General features: G+C 72.4%; 14 protein-coding genes. 7 read left to right on the top strand and 7 right to left on the bottom strand.

Annotated elements, in window-relative coordinates; all coding sequences use genetic code 11:
* Positions 1–235 precede the first annotated feature (235 nt).
* On the top strand, positions 236–1,012 hold the full coding sequence (gene ddaH, locus HS048_RS13040; RefSeq protein WP_196467890.1) for a dimethylargininase: 777 nt from the start codon (positions 236–238) through the stop codon (positions 1,010–1,012).
* A 47-nt stretch (positions 1,013–1,059) separates the two neighbouring features.
* On the top strand, positions 1,060–2,271 hold the full coding sequence (rocD, locus tag HS048_RS13035; protein ID WP_068896866.1) for an ornithine--oxo-acid transaminase: 1,212 nt from the start codon (positions 1,060–1,062) through the stop codon (positions 2,269–2,271).
* 53 nt (positions 2,272–2,324) lie between these two features.
* Here rocD and HS048_RS13030 read toward each other — a convergent pair whose 3' ends face one another.
* Complete coding sequence (locus tag HS048_RS13030; RefSeq protein WP_068896867.1) at positions 2,325–3,878, bottom strand: alkaline phosphatase D family protein; 1,554 nt, start codon at positions 3,876–3,878, stop codon at positions 2,325–2,327.
* A gap of 272 nt (positions 3,879–4,150) precedes the next feature.
* On the opposite strand from HS048_RS13030, the gene HS048_RS13025 reads away from it, so the two are divergent.
* Both HS048_RS13025 and HS048_RS13020 read left to right on the top strand, forming a co-directional pair.
* On the top strand, positions 4,151–5,437 hold the full coding sequence (locus tag HS048_RS13025) for a Glu/Leu/Phe/Val dehydrogenase (protein WP_068897083.1): 1,287 nt from the start codon (positions 4,151–4,153) through the stop codon (positions 5,435–5,437).
* Between the two features lie 231 nt (positions 5,438–5,668).
* Positions 5,669–6,574, top strand: a complete 906-nt coding sequence (locus tag HS048_RS13020) for a Gfo/Idh/MocA family protein (RefSeq protein ID WP_196467078.1) — start codon at positions 5,669–5,671, stop codon at positions 6,572–6,574.
* Between the two features lie 98 nt (positions 6,575–6,672).
* Here HS048_RS13020 and HS048_RS13015 read toward each other — a convergent pair whose 3' ends face one another.
* The gene (locus HS048_RS13015) at positions 6,673–7,617 is read right to left on the bottom strand and encodes an NAD-dependent epimerase/dehydratase family protein (RefSeq protein WP_196467077.1); all 945 of its coding nucleotides are present in this window, start codon (positions 7,615–7,617) and stop codon (positions 6,673–6,675) included.
* 225 nt (positions 7,618–7,842) lie between these two features.
* Here HS048_RS13015 and HS048_RS13010 point away from each other — a divergent pair, with 225 nt between their 5' ends.
* Positions 7,843–8,541 carry a TetR/AcrR family transcriptional regulator gene (locus tag HS048_RS13010; protein ID WP_068896870.1) on the top strand — a complete coding sequence of 233 codons (699 nt, stop codon included), beginning with the start codon at positions 7,843–7,845 and terminating at the stop codon, positions 8,539–8,541.
* Between the two features lie 30 nt (positions 8,542–8,571).
* On the opposite strand, the gene HS048_RS13005 is transcribed toward HS048_RS13010, so the two are convergent.
* The gene (locus HS048_RS13005; RefSeq protein WP_196467076.1) at positions 8,572–9,567 is read right to left on the bottom strand and encodes a hypothetical protein; all 996 of its coding nucleotides are present in this window, start codon (positions 9,565–9,567) and stop codon (positions 8,572–8,574) included.
* A gap of 221 nt (positions 9,568–9,788) precedes the next feature.
* Positions 9,789–11,495, bottom strand: a complete 1,707-nt coding sequence (gene leuA / locus HS048_RS13000) for a 2-isopropylmalate synthase (protein ID WP_068896871.1) — start codon at positions 11,493–11,495, stop codon at positions 9,789–9,791.
* Between the two features lie 344 nt (positions 11,496–11,839).
* Here leuA and HS048_RS12995 point away from each other — a divergent pair, with 344 nt between their 5' ends.
* Positions 11,840–12,085, top strand: a complete 246-nt coding sequence (locus HS048_RS12995) for a DUF2630 family protein (RefSeq protein WP_068896872.1) — start codon at positions 11,840–11,842, stop codon at positions 12,083–12,085.
* Positions 12,086–12,192: 107 nt separating this feature from the next.
* On the opposite strand, the gene HS048_RS12990 is transcribed toward HS048_RS12995, so the two are convergent.
* Together HS048_RS12990 and HS048_RS12985 are read right to left on the bottom strand one after the other, a co-directional pair.
* Positions 12,193–13,398: a hypothetical protein gene (locus tag HS048_RS12990; protein ID WP_196467075.1), complete on the bottom strand. Its 1,206-nt coding sequence runs from the start codon at positions 13,396–13,398 to the stop codon at positions 12,193–12,195.
* Positions 13,395–14,471 (bottom strand): transporter substrate-binding domain-containing protein, encoded by a 1,077-nt coding sequence (locus HS048_RS12985; RefSeq protein WP_084008258.1) that lies wholly within the window; start codon positions 14,469–14,471, stop codon positions 13,395–13,397. The genes HS048_RS12990 and HS048_RS12985 overlap by 4 nt, the downstream gene beginning before the upstream one ends.
* Before the next feature lie 355 nt (positions 14,472–14,826).
* Between HS048_RS12985 and HS048_RS12980 the strand changes: the two genes are divergently transcribed.
* Complete coding sequence (locus HS048_RS12980) at positions 14,827–15,291, top strand: hypothetical protein (RefSeq protein WP_196467074.1); 465 nt, start codon at positions 14,827–14,829, stop codon at positions 15,289–15,291.
* Here the strand turns inward: HS048_RS12980 and era are convergent.
* Complete coding sequence (gene era / locus HS048_RS12975; protein ID WP_068896875.1) at positions 15,282–16,202, bottom strand: GTPase Era; 921 nt, start codon at positions 16,200–16,202, stop codon at positions 15,282–15,284. The two genes, HS048_RS12980 and era, sit on opposite strands and share 10 nt — an antisense overlap.
* Positions 16,203–16,320 lie beyond the last annotated feature (118 nt).

Below are 16,320 nucleotides of genomic sequence, written 5' to 3'. Positions count from 1 at the left end.
GCGCGCACGACAGGCCCCTTGGCCTGCGCGGATCCCGTTCCTAGGCTGTTGCCGTCCCTGACACCACGTCCTCCCGTGGAGGTGCGCCATCACAGCCAGCGAAGTCACCGGGGTGCTCGGCCGGGAGAACCCCCTGCCCTCCGTCGCCGTGACCACCGGCGCCGGGCCGTCGCCCGCGGCGGCCGCGGCCCCGCTCCCCGCGGCGGGCGGGACCGCCGTGACGCGGCACTTCCTCATGTGCCCGCCCGAGCACTTCGCGGTCGAGTACGCGATCAACCCGTGGATGGACCCCGGCGCGGGCGCCGACCGCGCGGCGGCGATCCGGCAGTGGGAGGCGCTCAGGAGCACCTACGAGTCCCTGGGGCACCGGGTCAGCCTGATCGACCCGGTGGAGGGCCTGCCGGACATGGTCTTCGCGGCCAACGGCGCGCTGGTCGTCGGCGGCCGGGTGTACGGCGCGCGGTTCGCGCACCCCGAGCGCGCGGCCGAGGGCCCGGCCTACCTGGAGTGGTTCGTCCGCAACGGCTACGACCAGGTGCGCGAGGCGACCTTCACCAACGAGGGCGAGGGCGACTTCCTCACCCTCGACCACGTCATCCTGGCCGGGACCGGATTCCGTACCGACATCGCCGCCCACTTCGAGGCGCAGGAGTTCCTCGGCCGCCCGGTGGTGACCCTGCGCCTGGTGGACCCGCGCTTCTACCACCTGGACACGGCCCTCTTCCCGCTGAACGGGCACAACGTGGCGTACTTCCCCGGCGCGTTCTCCCCGGGGAGCCAGGAGGTGCTGCGCCGCCTCTTCCCCGACGCCGTCATCGCCGGTGAGGACGACGCGGCCGTGCTGGGCCTCAACGCGGTCAGCGACGGCACCCACGTAGTGATCAACGAAGAGGCTGCGGGGCTGCGGAGCGCGCTCGGACGCGCAGGCTTCGAGGTCGTCCCGGTCGATCTGTCCGAGCTCCGCAAGGCCGGCGGCGGCCCGAAGTGCTGCACGCTCGAGATCCGGGGATGAACGGGGGGCGGCGGACGCCGCGGACCAGGGAAGACGGTGACGTACCGATGACCACCACGGCCGAGCTCATCGAGCTCAGTGAGCGCCGCAGCGCGCACAACTACCACCCGCTCCCCGTCGTGATCCACGAGGCGCAGGGCGCCTGGGTCACCGACGTCGAGGGGCGCCGGTTCCTGGACTGCCTGTCCGGCTACTCGGCGCTGAACTTCGGGCACGGGAACACGAAGATCATCGAAGCGGCGCGGGAGCAGCTCGGCAGGCTCACCCTGACCAGCCGCGCCTTCTTCCACGACCAGTTCGCGGCCTTCGCCGCCGGGCTGGGCGACCTCACCGGCAAGGACATGGTCCTGCCGATGAACACCGGCGCCGAGGCCGTGGAGACCGCGATCAAGACGGCCCGCAAGTGGGGCTACGAGGTCAAGGGCGTCGCCCGCGACCGGGCGAACATCATCGTCATGGAGGACAACTTCCACGGCCGCACCACGACGATCGTGAGCTTCTCCACCGATCCCGACGCGCGCGGCGGCTACGGCCCCTACACGCCGGGCTTCAAGGTCGTGAAGTACGGCTCGGTGGAGGCGATCCGCGAAGCGATCGACGCCGACACGGTCGCGGTGCTGCTGGAGCCCATCCAGGGCGAGGCCGGCGTGTTGGTCCCGCCGGACGGCTACCTGAGGCAGGTCCGCGAGCTCTGCACCGAGCACAACGTGCTGATGATCGCCGACGAGATCCAGTCCGGGCTGGGCCGTACCGGCGAGACCTTCGCCTGCGACCACGAGGGCGTCGTCCCCGACGTCTACGTGCTGGGCAAGGCGCTGGGCGGCGGCGTCGTCCCCGTCTCCGCCGTCGCGGCCGACGCCGACGTCCTCGGCGTGATCCGGCCGGGGCAGCACGGCTCCACCTTCGGCGGCAACCCGCTCGCCTGCGCGGTGGCGTGCGCGGTCATCGACATCCTCGGCACCGGGGAGTACCAGGCCCGCTCCAAGGAGCTCGGCGGCGTGCTGCACGAGCGGCTGAACGCCCTGGTCGGCCGGGGCGTGGTGGCCGTACGCGGGCGGGGCCTGTGGGCCGGCGTGGACGTCGACCCCTCGCTCGGGAGCGGCCGGGAGATCTCCGAGGCGCTCATGCGCCGGGGCGTCCTGGCCAAGGACACCCACGGCTCCACCATCCGCCTCGCCCCGCCGATCGTCATCGCCGAGGACGACCTCGTCTGGGCCGTCGACCAGCTGGCCGGCGCGGTCGAGGACCTCGCCCGGTAGTCCCCGCCGCCCGCGGTCCCGCAGGCCGCGGGCGGCCGGTCGGGCCCCGCGCCTCAGGCCTTGAGCTCCACCGTGGCGACCTCGGTGACGCCCGTGCTGGTGGCGGTGTCCCAGCGGGCCGAGAGCGGGCCGTCCAGGTCGAGCGTGGCGATCGCGTTGGAGAACCACGGGCCGTCGGTGATCCGCCACCGGATGGGCGGGCGGGGGATCCGCGCCAGGCGGGAGAGCGAGCCGCCGATCAGGGTCGCGACGCCGAACTGGGCGACGATGTTGGCCAGGCGGAGCGTCCGGCTGAGCGGGTTGCGGATGGGCGAGCAGACCAGCTGGTGGATCGGGTGGCGCCTGGCCTTGGCGACGTAGGAATAGTGCACGTCGCCGGAGAGGATAACCACCGGCCGGCCCGTTGCGACCAGCAGCCGCGCCAGGTCCTCGAAGGAGCGGCGGAAGGCCGACCAGTGCTCCAGGTCGATGGCCTGGCGCAGCATCTCCGACAGGCGGGCGACCCGGCCGCCCCACGCCCCCTGGGCCAGCGCCTCGTTCCAGGTCTGGATGTGGTGGATGCCGGCCGGGAGCAGGAACGGCACCGACGAGCCGATCACGAAGCGCTCGGCGCCCTCCCGCTCCAGCTGCTCGGTGAGCCACTCCCACTCGACCGGGTCGATCATGCGCCGGTCCCCCGGGGTGAGCTGCCGGGCGCAGCGGGTGTCGAGCATGATCAGGCGGGTCGAGCCCAGGTCGCGGGCGTAGCTCCACCTGCTCTCTGAGGGGACCGCGTCGGCGTGCGCGGCGAACGCGTCGAGGATCTCCGCCCCGTCGCCCTCCGCGGCGCACAGCTTGCCGAGCAGGCCGTCGGCCTCGCGCTCGGCGGGTGACATGTTGCCCAGGTGCTGGTAGACCCAGTAGGCGCCGAGTCCCGAGATCACCCGGCGCGGCCACCACTCCACCTTGGACATCTGCTCGCGCCAGTCCGCCGAGGTGTTCCAGTCGTCGCGCAGGTCGTGGTCGTCGAAGATCATCGCGGTGGGCACTGTCGAGAGCATCCAGCGGATCTCCGGGTCGGTCCAGGCCACCCGGTACAGCTCGGCGTACTCCTCGAAGTCGGCGATCTCCTTCTTCGGCTCGGTGTCCCTGCGGTTCTTGATGAACTCCAGCATCTCGGCGGACGGCTCGTCGGCGTAGACCTGATCGCCGAGCAGGAGCAGCAGGTCGGGCCAGTCCTCCTCGGGGGCCTCCATGAGGCTGCAGCCGTACGAGCGCAGGACGTCCACCCCGTGCGAGATCGTGTGCAGCGTGTCGTGCGGCACGCTGGTCCGGCAGGAGCCGAACATCACCTTCCGGGGGCCGGCGGAGCCGAGCAGCCGGATGCGGCTGGGCGGGTGGTCCGGCAGCGGCCAGACGGGCTCGCCGTCGAGCCGTACCTCGTAGGCCCCGCCGCCCTCCACGTCCACCACGGCGTAGTGGTGGCCGTGCACGGTGAACGTCCGCCCGCTCCCCCGCGCCCGCCCCGCCTGGACCGTCACCTCGCACGGCTCGCTGGTCTCCACCCAGATGGAGGCGCTCGTTTCGTCGACGTAGCGCAGCAGCGGCCCGACCACAAGTTCCGGCACGTCGTTCGTCCCCTCAACCCTACGGATCAGCCACTACGGAATGGCGGACTCATCACCACGAGCCTGCCATATCGGTGTGTTCCCCTCCCAGTGCCCAGCCGGTTTGATCGGTAACAACGGATCGGCGGACAAGTGCGGAATCGCACAACAACCGGCCACGAGAACGCAACACCGTCGCCTTCGCCCGGTGACGCCGCGTGGTTACGCTGATCACGAACAACCGCCTCGGGCGGGGCAACGGCGCCCCGCCCACCGTATGGAGGTCCTCCTTCATGTCGATCACGGTGCCGTCAACGACGCCGGCAACCACCTCTCTGCTCAGCCCGGGCCGCCAGGCCCTCGACTCCGCGCTCTTCCAGCTCGACCAGGCGGCCGACCGGCTCGGCCTGGACGACGGCCTGCGCACCATGCTCGCCACCCCGCGCCGCTCGCTCACCGTCGCGGTGCCCGTCCGCCGCGAGGACGGGCGGATGGACGTCGTGCAGGGCTTCCGGGTCCAGCACAACATCACCCGCGGCCCGGCCAAGGGCGGCATCCGCTTCCACCCCTCCACCGACATCCACGAGGTCACCGCGCTGGCCATGTGGATGACCTGGAAGTGCGCACTGGTCGGCATCCCGTACGGCGGCGCCAAGGGCGGCGTCTCCGTGGACCCGGCCTCGCTGACCACGCGCGAGCTGGAGCGCGTCACCCGCCGCTACGTCAACGAGATCCTGCCGATCATCGGCCCGGAGCGGGACATCCCGGCGCCCGACGTCGGCACCGACGAGCAGACCATGGCCTGGATCATGGACACCTACTCGGTGAACACCGGCTACCCCGTCCCCGGCGTGGTGACCGGCAAGCCGACGACCCTCGGCGGCTCCCTCGGCCGGGCGGGGGCCACCTCGCGCGGCGTGCAGCTCGCCGCGCTGAAGGCCCTGCCGGGCTCGCCCGAGGGCCGCACGGTCGCGGTCCAGGGCTTCGGCAAGGTCGGCGCGCTCGCCGCCCGCTACCTCGCCGACGCAGGCTGCCGGGTGGTGGCCGTCTCCGACGTCACGGGCGCGGTGGTGAACCGCTCCGGCCTCGACGTCGACGACCTGCGGGCCTGGGTCGCCGAGACCGGCGGCGTGTACGGCTACCGCCGCGCCGACGCGCTCTCCCACGCCGAGCTGCTGGAGCTGGACGTCGACGTCCTCGTCCCCGCGGCGCTGGAGGGCGTGATCACCGAGGAGAACGCCCCCCGGATCAGGGCCCGTCTGATCGTGGAGGGCGCCAACGGCCCCACCACCCCGGAGGCGGACCGCATCCTCGCCGACGCCGGGACCACGGTGGTCCCGGACATCCTGGCCAACGCGGGCGGTGTGATCGTCTCCTACCTGGAATGGGTGCAGAACCTGCAGGCCTGCTCCTGGAACGCGAACGAGGTCGAGGTACGGCTCCGCGACCTGATGGAGTCCTCGTTCGACGCGGTCGCGGCGACGTCCGCCGAGCGCGGCGTGACCCTGCGACAGGCGGCCCACATCATCGGCGTCGGCCGGGTCGCCGAGGCCCACCGGATGCGGGGCCTGTATCCCTGACGCGCCGTGGCGGTCCCGTGCCGGCCTCTCCCGGGGCCGGCGCGGGGCCTGTCCCGCGGAGCGGGGAGCCCTCCCGCGTCGTGTGCCTCGCCGGACCGGGACCTCCCCGGGCCGGGACCTCCCCGGTTCCCGGGCGGACGTGGAACCGTGCTCCCGCGCCCGCCCGACGGCCCTGGAGACCGATGACCCTGGGGAGCGGTGGTCCCGCAGCCCGGCAATAGGCTTCGGCGCATGAGAATCGCCATGATCGGACTCGGGGACATCGCACAGAAGGCCTACCTGCCGGTGCTCTCCGCGCTCCCCGGCCTCGACCTGCACCTGTGCACCCGCGACCGCGCGACGCTGGACCGGCTCGGGGACGCCTACCGGGTCACGGCGCGCTCCACCTCGGTGGACCAGGTCGTCGCGGCCGGGGTCGAGGCGGCGTTCGTGCACGCGGCCACCCCCGCCCACGCCGGGATCGTCGAACCGCTGCTCCGCGCGGGCGTGCACGTCTACGTCGACAAGCCGATCACCGACGACCTGGCGGGCTGCGAGCGGCTGGCCCGGCTGGCGGACGAGGCGGGGGTGAGCCTGATGACCGGGTTCAACCGCCGGTACGCGCCCGGGTACGCCGCCCTGCTGGACCTGCCCCGGCATCTGGTCCTGATGCAGAAGAACCGGGTGGACCACGCCGAGGAGCCGCGGCGGGCGGTCTTCGACGACTTCGTCCACGTCGTGGACACGCTGCGCTTCCTCGTGCCCGGCGAGGTGACCCGGACCGGGATCCGCACGCGGGTCCGGAACGGATTGCTGGAGCACGTGGTGCTGGAGCTCTCCGGTGACGGCTTCACCGCGATCGGCGTCATGAACCGGGTGAGCGGAGCCTCCGAGGAGACCTGCGAGGTCATGGGCGACGGGGTCAAGCGCCGGGTGGTCAATCTCGGCGACGTGGTCGACCACGCGGGCGGCGAGACGCTCACCCGGCGCGCCGACTGGACCCCGGTCGCCCGGCAGCGCGGCATCGAGCAGGCCTGCCTGGACTTCCTCGACGCGGTCCGGGCGGGCCGGGTGGTCCGGGCCGACGACGCCCTGGCCACCCACGCCCTCTGCGAGGAGATCGTCCGCGAGGCGGCCGGCCGCGCGTCCGCCGGGTAGCCCTGCACGCCTCCCCCCCTCCACCGCCGGGGACGGCCTCCCCGTACGTCCCGCCCCGCCCGCCGTACGGCGCACCGCACGGCCTCCGGCCCCGCAGGTCACGCCGCGGCGGCCAGGCGGTCGCGCCACCACGCGATCGTGGCGGTCAGCGCCTCGTCCACCGGGGTGGGCGCCGCGCCGAAGACGGTCTGGAAGTCGGTGGAGTCGAGCACGAAGGGCCGGACGAACTGGTAGCGCAGCTCCTCCAGTTCGCCGAGCATGGGTGAGAAGACCCCGGCCGTCCGGACGAGCCAGTGGGGCATGGCCTTGACCGCCGGGCCGGGGGCGCCCGCCAGCTCGCACAGCCGCTCCGCCACGGCCCGGTAGGTCATCGCCGGGCCGGTGGGAACGTGCCAGGCGCGGCCCCAGGACCGGTCGTCGGCCGCGGCGGTCACCAGGGCCCGGGCCACGTCGGGCACGTAGGTCCAGCTGTGCGGCTGGTCGGGGTCGCCGACGTGGCGCACGGTCCGGCCCGCCAGCAGCGGGGGGACGAACCGCTCTCCCAGATGCGACTGGTCCAGACAGCCGGGGCCGAAGTAGTCCGAGCCGCGGATCTCCGTCACCCGGACCCGGCCCGCCTCGTGCGCGGCCAGCGCGTCCTGCCACATGCGGACCCGGACGGCGCCCTTGGCGCTGGGCGGGGTGAGCGGATCGCTCTCCTTCATGGGCCGGCCGGGGGCCGCGTACACGTAGAGGTTTCCGAGGATGACGTATCCGGCACCGGTCGCCTCGGCGGCGGCCAGCAGCGATCCGGCCATCGGCGGCCAGTCCTGCGCCCACCTCGGGTAGGGCGGGTTGACGCAGTTGTAGATCGCCTCGGCGCCTGCGGCCAGCCGGGTCAGCCGCTCGCGGTCGGCCGCGTCGGCCGCCTCCTTGCGGATGCCCGGCAGATCCGGGCCCGAGCCCGAGCGGCTGACGAGGACGACCTCGTGTCCCCGCTCCGCCAGCAGCCGGGCCACCTCGGAGCCGACCTGCCCCGCTCCCACGACGACGTGCCTATTCATCTCGAGCTTCCTCTCGCTGGTTTCCGGACCGGCTCTCACTGCTGCCAGACGAGCCGGAGAACGGCGTTGACGGCGAAGACGGCGGCGAAGGCGATCGCCGGGCCGCGCATGGAGAACTCCGATTCAGATTGCCGTTCCGTTCTGAGAGCAATGCTCTCTCATTGGAGCGGTTATCGTCAAGAGCGGCGCTCTCGTTCTCTTCGGGCGCTCTGGTACGGTCAGCCCATGAGCGCAGGCCGTACAGCACGTGAGCGGGTCCGGGCCGAGCTGACCCGCGAGATCACCGACATCGCCCGCAGGCAGCTGGCCGTCGACGGCGCGGCGGGGCTCTCGCTGCGCGCGGTGGCCCGCGAGATGGGCATGGTCTCCTCGGCGATCTACCGCTACTTCCCCTCGCGGGACGACCTGCTCACGGCGCTGATCATCGACGGCTACAACGCCCTCGGCGAGGCCGTGGAGAACGCCGAGGCGGCCTGCGCACCCGGCGACCACACCGGCCGGTGGCTCGCGGTCTGCCACGCCGTACGGGACTGGGCGCTGGCCCACCCGCACGAGTACGCCCTGCTGTACGGCTCCCCGGTGCCCGGTTACAAGGCCCCGGTGGACACCGTCACCGCGGCGATCCGCGACACCGTCGTCTACGGCCGGATCGTCTCCGACGCCCACCGGGCCGGGGTCCTGAACCCGCCCGACCTCTGCCCGCCCGTCCCCGCCTCGTTCGGCCGGGACGCGGAGCGGGTGCGGGGGCTCATGCCGGGCGTCCCCGACGAGGTGGTCGCCCGCGCCCTGACCGCCTGGACCGGGCTGTTCGGCTGGGTCGGCTTCGAGCTGTTCGGCCAGTTCAACAACACGATCCTCGACCCCGCCCCGGCCTTCGAGCACGCCATGCGCTGCCACGCCGCCCTCCTGGGACTGCCCGCCTGACAGGCCGGACCGGTCGGCGCAACCGCCCCTTCAGGAGGCTTTCCCGTACAACCTGGGGAGATCGATCAGCAGGCTCCGGGGATCCGCCGCGGCCTTGAGGTCATCGGTGAAGCCGGAGCGGGAGAAGAGGGCGAACCTCGCGTCCCGGGCGTCCCAGCCATGGGAGACGAGCAGGTCCCGGATGTGCTCCAGACGGGCGAGATCGGAGACTCCTCGGGGCCTGTCCGTGCATTTGGCCTCACCCAGCAGACTGATCCCGGCCCCCTTCGCACGGGCCATGGACCGCCGGGACAGCGCGACGACGTCGACTTCGTGACCGCGGTGCTCCCGGCAGGCCACCTCGGTGGTGCCCACCTGTCCGATGTCCTCCAGACCCGCTTCACGGCCGTGCCAGCGCACCCACTCCCGCGCGATCTCCTCGAAGTGAGGTCCGAGGATCTTCGAGGAGAACGTCTCCGCCGAGCGCTCCCAGACGAGCCGGCTGTTGCGCATCTCGAGATCCAGCAGATTCGGCCGGACGATGAGGTGGTGGAAACGTACAGCCGGGTCCGCCACCGTGATCACGGGCTTGCGCTGCAGGAGGATGTCTTGATCGTGGCGGATGAATCCGCCGTCTCTCATGATCTTCAGGTGGTAGCCGAGGGACTTGGCGTCCATGCCGATGAGTCCGCCGATTTGGGTCGGAGTGGCCGCCCCGGACGAGACGGCCTCCCAGATCGAGTGGTATACGGCGCGGTCGCCGATGCGGGGGTCCTCCGCCAGCAGATAGTCCGGCTCCGCGAAGAGGATGTGCGAGGGGTTCAGCAGGCTCGTCTCCAGCCATTCCCCGAAAGCACCGGAGCGGGGAGGAGCTCCGATCACGTCGCGGTATCCGGGCGCGCCTCCTATGACCGCGTCGATGAGCAACGCGGTCTCCGGTTCGGAGTCCCAGAAGGCCGCGGCGTCCCGATGACGGAACGGGCCGATCTTCAGATCCAGCACCGCGCGGCCCCGGAGCGCCTGATCGCCGGAGAGCAGTGTGGACATCACCGAGAGGGCGGACCCGCACAAGATCAGTGCACCACCGGAGAATGGCGCGACCGCGCTCTCCGCGTGGATTCCACGGTGAGCGCGGCCGGGAAGACGGCACGGGCCTCATGGGCGCGCGCCGGGAGCCGGACCCGGCAGGTCGTGCCGGGTCCGGGCGGGAACCGCGGGGACCCGCCGGCGGAAGCCGTACAGGCTCCGCCGGAGGAGCGCCGCGGAGGTCAGCGGGTGGCGCGGTTGACCGCGGAGATGATCGCCTTCAGGGAGGCGGTGGTGGTGTTGGCGTCGATGCCGACGCCCCACAGGATCTGGTCGCCGACCTCGCACTCGACGTAGGAGGCGGCCTTGGCGTCGCTGCCGGCGCTCATCGCGTGCTCGGCGTAGTCGAGCACGCGGACCTTCACCCCGATGCCGGACAGCGCGTCGCAGAAGGCGGAGATGGGGCCGTTCCCGACGCCCTCGACCTCGCGGATCTCCCCCGCCACCCGCAGGTCGGCGCCGATGACGTCCTTGCCGTCGGAGCCGGAGGTGTTGCGGTGGGCCAGCAGGCCGAAGCGGCCCCACGGACTGGCCTGGTTCGGCAGGTACTCGTCGGCGAAGGCCTCCCACATCGCCGCCGGGGTGACCTCGCCGCCCTCGGCGTCGGTGCGGGCCTGCACGACCCGGGAGAACTCGATCTGCAGCCGGCGCGGCAGGTCCAGGTGGTGGTCGGCCTTCATGATGTAGGCGACGCCGCCCTTGCCGGACTGGCTGTTGACCCGGATCACGGCCTCGTAGCTGCGGCCGATGTCCTTGGGGTCGATCGGCAGGTACGGCACCGCCCAGGTGTACTCGTCCACCGGCACGCCCGCCGCGGCGGCGTCGCGCTCCAGGTGCTCGAAGCCCTTCTTGATGGCGTCCTGGTGGGAGCCGGAGAAGGCCGTGTAGACCAGCTCGCCGCCCCAGGGGTGGCGCGGGTGGACGGGCAGCTGGTTGCAGTACTCCACGACGCGGCGGATCTCGTCGATGTCGGAGATGTCGACCTCCGGGTCGATCCCCTGGGAGAACAGGTTCATGCCCAGCGTGACCAGGCAGACGTTGCCGGTGCGCTCGCCGTTGCCGAACAGGCAGCCCTCGATCCGGTCGGCCCCGGCCAGGTAGCCCAGCTCGGCGGCGGCGACGGCCGTACCCCGGTCGTTGTGCGGGTGCAGGGACAGGATGATCGAGTCGCGGTGGGCCAGGTTGCGGTGCATCCACTCGATCTGGTCGGCGTAGACGTTCGGCGTGGCCATCTCGACGGTGGCGGGCAGGTTGACGATGACCTTGCGCTCCGGGGTGGGCTGCCAGACGTCGTTGACGGCGTCGCACACCTCCACGGCGTACTCCAGCTCGGTCCCGGTGAAGGACTCCGGGGAGTACTGGAAGTAGACGTCCACGTCGGAGGCGTCCGCCAGCTTCTTGCAGAGCTTGGCGCCCTCGACGGCGATGGCGGTGATGCCCTCGCGGTCCTGGCCGAAGACGACCCGGCGCTGCAGCGTGGAGGTCGAGTTGTACAGGTGGACGATGGCCGACTTCGCGCCCTGGATCGCCTCGAAGGTCCGCTCGATCAGCTCGGGCCGGGCCTGGGTCAGGACCTGGATCACCACGTCCTCGGGGATCCGGCCCTCTTCGATGATCTGCCGGACGAAGTCGAAGTCGGTCTGCGAGGCGGCCGGGAAGCCCACCTCGATCTCCTTGTAGCCCATCCGTACCAGCAGCTCGAACATCTTGAGCTTGCGGTGGGCGTCCATGGGGTCGATCAGCGCCTGGTTGCCGTCCCGCAGGTCCACCGCGCACCACCGGGGCGCCTTGTCGATGACCTTGTCGGGCCAGGTGCGGTCGGGCAGGCGCACCGGCTCAAAGGGCTGGTAGCGCTGGAACGGCATGGGGCTGGGCTGCTGCGGATACATATCGCTTCGGCTCCTCGACTGGAAAGACGATCACGGCCGACACGCATGGCTCGCTCCGCGACGAGGGAGCCGGCCTGTTACAGGCCCTCGTCGCGGCAGCTAAGAAGCAGCCCGCGCAGCATGCATGCCACGTTAACAGACGGTTCCAAATCCCCGGACGCCGATCTCACATCCCGGACTTCCGAACGCCCGGACACCCGCGGACGTCCGGGCGTTCGGAAGTCCGGACGCCCGCGGGCGCCGCCGCTCCCGGGCGGGACCGGCGCCTGCTCCCGCCTGCCGCGGAGTACGGCGGCGCCCGTCGGATACAGTCCGAAAGGGAGCGCAGAAAGGGAGGGTCCGCAATGAAGGACGTCGACATTCTCGCCCACATCAACCACCTCATCGCCGAGGAACGCGACCTCCGCGCGCTGCTGGCGTCCGGTTCCATCTCCTCCCACGAGGAGAACCACCGGATCAGATCCATCGAGGAGGCCCTCGACCAGGCGTGGGACCTGCTCAGGCAGCGCCGGGCCCACCGGGAGTTCGGCGAGGACCCCAACGCGGCGGAGCCGCGCCCGGTCGACGAGGTCGAGGAGTACCGCCAGTAGGACCGGCGACCCACCGCCACGCACCGTGGACCGGCCCGTCGCACCGGCGACCCGCCGCGCATCGTGGGCCGCCCCGTCGCACCCGCGGACGCCGCGAGCGCGTCCGGTCACCCGGTCGCGCCGCCCGGGCGCTCCCGGTCGCTCCGCCCCGTCGGACGGCCCGGGCAGCGGGAGTCGCTGGGCTTCTCCAGCGGGTCGGGGGCGAACCAGGCGAGCACGCTGTGCTCGACGTACCAGCGGTGCAGCGCCACCCGGCTACGGGGGATCTGGCCGAGGTCCGGGCAGAGGAACTGGGAGACCACCGCCCCGTTGGCGATGAACCGCACGGTACCGTCGCGGTCGAGGAAGGTGGAGACCCGGTCGTCGGTCGCGATGACGTATCCGAGCAGCACCTTCCCGGCGATCTCCTCGTCGGCGCCCTTCGCGGCGACCTCCACCCCCACCAGCGGCAGGATCGGCGCCTGCACGACGACGGCCGCGGTGAACAGCGGCGTCAGCGCGAGTACGGCGACGGCCAGACCGGACGTCAGCGCGGCCGCGGCACGGGCCGGGATCGGGCCGGTCAGCAGGACCGACAGGCCCGGCGGCAGCGTGAGCAGCACGGCGGTGACGACGTCCCCCTCGGCGAACGCCTGGCCGATGGCCGGGGCGAGCCAGGCGTAGAGCCCGGCGCCCACCACGCCGGGCAGCGCCAGCGTGAGCACGACGACCAGGTCCCGCCGGCCGGGCCTGCGGTCGTGGACGCTCAGCCCGAGCACCGCCAGCGAGAGCATGGCGAGGGTCGGCAGGAACCTGAGCTGCCAGCTCACCAGTCCGACCACGACGGAGACCACCACGACCCAGTCGGGGATCCGGTCGGCCACCACCGAGAGCCAGGACGACCGGCCGGTGCTGACCCGGTACAGGACGCCGAGCGCGCGGGCCGCCAGCACGAGGGCGGGCAGCACCCACAGGATGGTCAGCAGCACCGCGGTGAGCAGCCCGAGCGCACTGACGTGCTGGACCAGCAGGAGCAGCGTCTGGGTGTCCTGGCGGCTGGCGTACCACAGCCGCACGACGAGCAGCACCAGCGGGAAGGCCGGAAGCGCAGCGAGCATCCACTGCTGGTTGCCGCCCCGCGCTCCCCCGGGCCGTCCCGCGAAGCCGCGGTCCCGGAACACTCCGGACATCGGGCCCTTGGCGAACCCGCCGGGGAGGGCGTGCCCCGGGAAGCCGCCGGGAGGCGGCCGCTCCCCCGGCGCCTCCTCCGGTCCGCCCACCGGCGGGGACTCCCCCGCCGCACCGGCGGCCGGAGGTCCCCCGGTCCCGCTCATCCGGCGTTCCGCTGAGGGATCCCCCGCTCCCACGGCCAGCGCCGCACGTCGGGCTCCGGCACGGCGGGCTGGGTACGGCCGGCGATCTGCTCCCTCGGGTTGTGCGCCTGCATCGGGGTGACGAACCGCTCGTAGGCCTCCTCCCAGCGCATGTCCTGCGGGTCGGTCGCCGACCGGTGCAGCGAGAGGTCCACGAGGGTGCGCAGCGCCCCGTTGGCCCCGGCGTTGACGGCCCACTGCTCGGAGGTCTCCAGGCCGATGTCGTGGTGTTCGAGGAGGCCGGGTTCTTCGGCCACGAACCCGGCGAGGATCGCGGTGTCGGTCGTGACCGCCTCGTACTCCTTCGTCTTGAGCCCGGTGACGCAGTCGCTGATGCGGTTCTTCCTGGTGACCTCCGCCCCGGCCCGGTCGATCTCGGTCTCGGAGGTCGAGGCGGCGAGCGTGCAGACCTTCTTGCCCCGGAGCTGCGTCAGCGAGGTGATGTCGGGATGCCCCTTCCGGGTGATGACGGACTGCTGGGTCTCCAGGTAGGGCGCGGAGAACCCGATCGCGCGGTTGGCGCTGCGAGCCGGTGTCACGCTGAACGTGGCCACGACGAGATCGACCTTCACGTGCTGGCCCGCGGCGTTCCTGGCCGTCATCCGGGCCCGGTCCTCGGTCTCGATGGACAGGAACTCGACCTCGCTCGCGCGGAAGCCGAGGTCGGCGGCGATCATGAGGGCGATCTGGATGTCGAACCCCTCGTAGGTGCCGTCCGGCTTGCGGAGCGCGATGCCGGGGGTGTCGTCCTTCACTCCGACCAGCAGGCTCCGCCTGCCGTTCAGGCCCGCCTGTTCCAGCAGCTCCGCCTCGGTGGGCGGTCCCGTCTCCCAGACCGCCCAGCCCGCGACGACCACCGCCGCCATGACGGCGGCGAGCCACCCGGCGAGGCGCAGGCCGCGGCCGCCCGGCAGGACGTCACCGGGTCCCGGCCGGCCTGCGGGGTCGGGCTCCGGCGGCTCCACGGGCGGGGGCGGTCCGGCCGCCTGTCCCGCTCCGGGGTCGGGCTCCGGTTTCGTCCTTCTGATGCGCATGACGCCCCCCGGATCCGATTCCCCCCGATTCCATGAAAATCTGGGGGCAGAGTACGCCAGCCGCCGGTGGCGGCGCGCGCGCCACCGGCAACAGTCACCAAGAAGTGATCGAATCGGCGCGCCTCCTCCCGCGGGCCTCACGGCCGCGTGCCTCCTCCCGCGGGCCTCACGGCCGCGGGCTCACGACCGCACCGGAGTGCACGACGCGGCCGCCGAGCGCGTTCCGGACGGAGAGGGGGACCGCCCGAGCGGAGGCGGGTCCGGGACCGTGACCGCGCACGGGCGGACAAGAAGCCCGGCGGGAATGTACGGGATGCGCCTGCCCGAGACGTCCCGGCGAAACTACCCTTGACCGATGGCCGATCTCACGACCCCCGCCTCCCCCAACCGGATCGCGCCGGTCGGGGTGATCGCCGGAGGCGCCCTGCTGGTGGTGGCCGCGTTCCTGCCGTGGGCGGGGGTCACGGCCGACATCGCCGTCCTGGGCTCACTGAGCCGGCACGTCCGGGGCGTGGACGACTGGTCCGGGATCCTCGCACTGGTCGGCGGGGTCATGGCCGCGGTCATCGGGGTCGCGGGCGGTGACCGGCCTTTCACCGCCCTCGCGGCCCTGCCCGGTGCGGTCACCACCGCGGTGCTGCTGGTCTTCCTCAGCGACCCGCAGGGCGGGGGCCGGAGCGCCTCCCTCGCCATCGGCGAGCTGGTGCGGGTCGAGCCGACCGTGGAGTACGGCTGGTTCGTCGCCCTGGCGGCGGCGCTGGCGGTGACCGGGTCCGCGGTCGCCGCCCTGACCCCCGGCCGCCGACTCCGTCAGTCGTAGAAGCCGAGGCGGCGCAGCTGCTTGGGGTCGCGCTGCCAGTCCTTGGCGACGCTGATGCGCAGGTCGAGGTAGACCCGGGTGCCGAGCAGCGCCTCGATCTGCTTGCGGGCGCGGCTGCCGACGTCCTTCAGCCGCGTGCCCTTGTGCCCGATGACGATGGCCTTCTGGGAGGGGCGCTCGACGAACATGTGCGCGTAGATGTCGAGCAGGTCGTCGCGGCCCTCGCGGGGCAGCATCTCGTCGACGACGACCGCGATCGAGTGCGGCAGCTCGTCCCGCACACCCTCCAGCGCGGCCTCCCGGATGAGCTCGCCGACCAGGACCTGCTCCGGCTCGTCGGTGAGCTGCCCCCCCTCGTACAGCGGGGGGCTCTCGGGGAGCCGCCGGATCAGCAGGTCGCTCACCACGTCGAGCTGGTCCCCCGACTGCGCGGAGACGGGGACGATCTCCGCGAACTCGGCGAGCCGGGAGACCGCGAGCAGCTGCTCGGCGATCTGCTCGCGGGTGGCCAGGTCGCACTTGGTGACCACGGCGACCACCGGCGTCTTCTTCACCGCCGCGAGCTTCTCGGCGATGAAGCGGTCGCCCTTGCCGATGGGCTCGTTGGCGGGGAGGCAGAAGCCGATCACGTCGACCTCGGTGAGGGTGGACAGCACCAGGCTGTCCAGCCGCTCGCCGAGCAGCGTGCGCGGCCGGTGCAGGCCGGGGGTGTCGACGATGATGAGCTGGGCGTCCGGGCGGTGCACGATGCCACGGATGACGCGCCGGGTGGTCTGCGGCTTGGACGAGGTGATCGCCACCTTGGTGCCGACCAACGCGTTCATCAGCGTGGACTTGCCGACGTTGGGCCGGCCGACGAAGCAGGCGAAACCCGCGCGGAAATCAGCAGCTGAGGAACTCACGTCGTCCATTGTCCCCGATGCGGAGGCCCGCTCTGACGGGACCGCCCCTCGGCCGCCCTCCGGGGCGGGCGCGGGACGCCCTCGTGGAGCGCCGCCCGGGACCCGGGCTCCGGGGCGGGAGCCCGTC

It is taken from the genome of Planomonospora sp. ID91781, from assembly GCF_015711595.1.
Taxonomy (GTDB): domain Bacteria; phylum Actinomycetota; class Actinomycetes; order Streptosporangiales; family Streptosporangiaceae; genus Planomonospora; species Planomonospora parontospora.
This window is presented reverse-complemented; position numbering and strand designations above follow the sequence as displayed.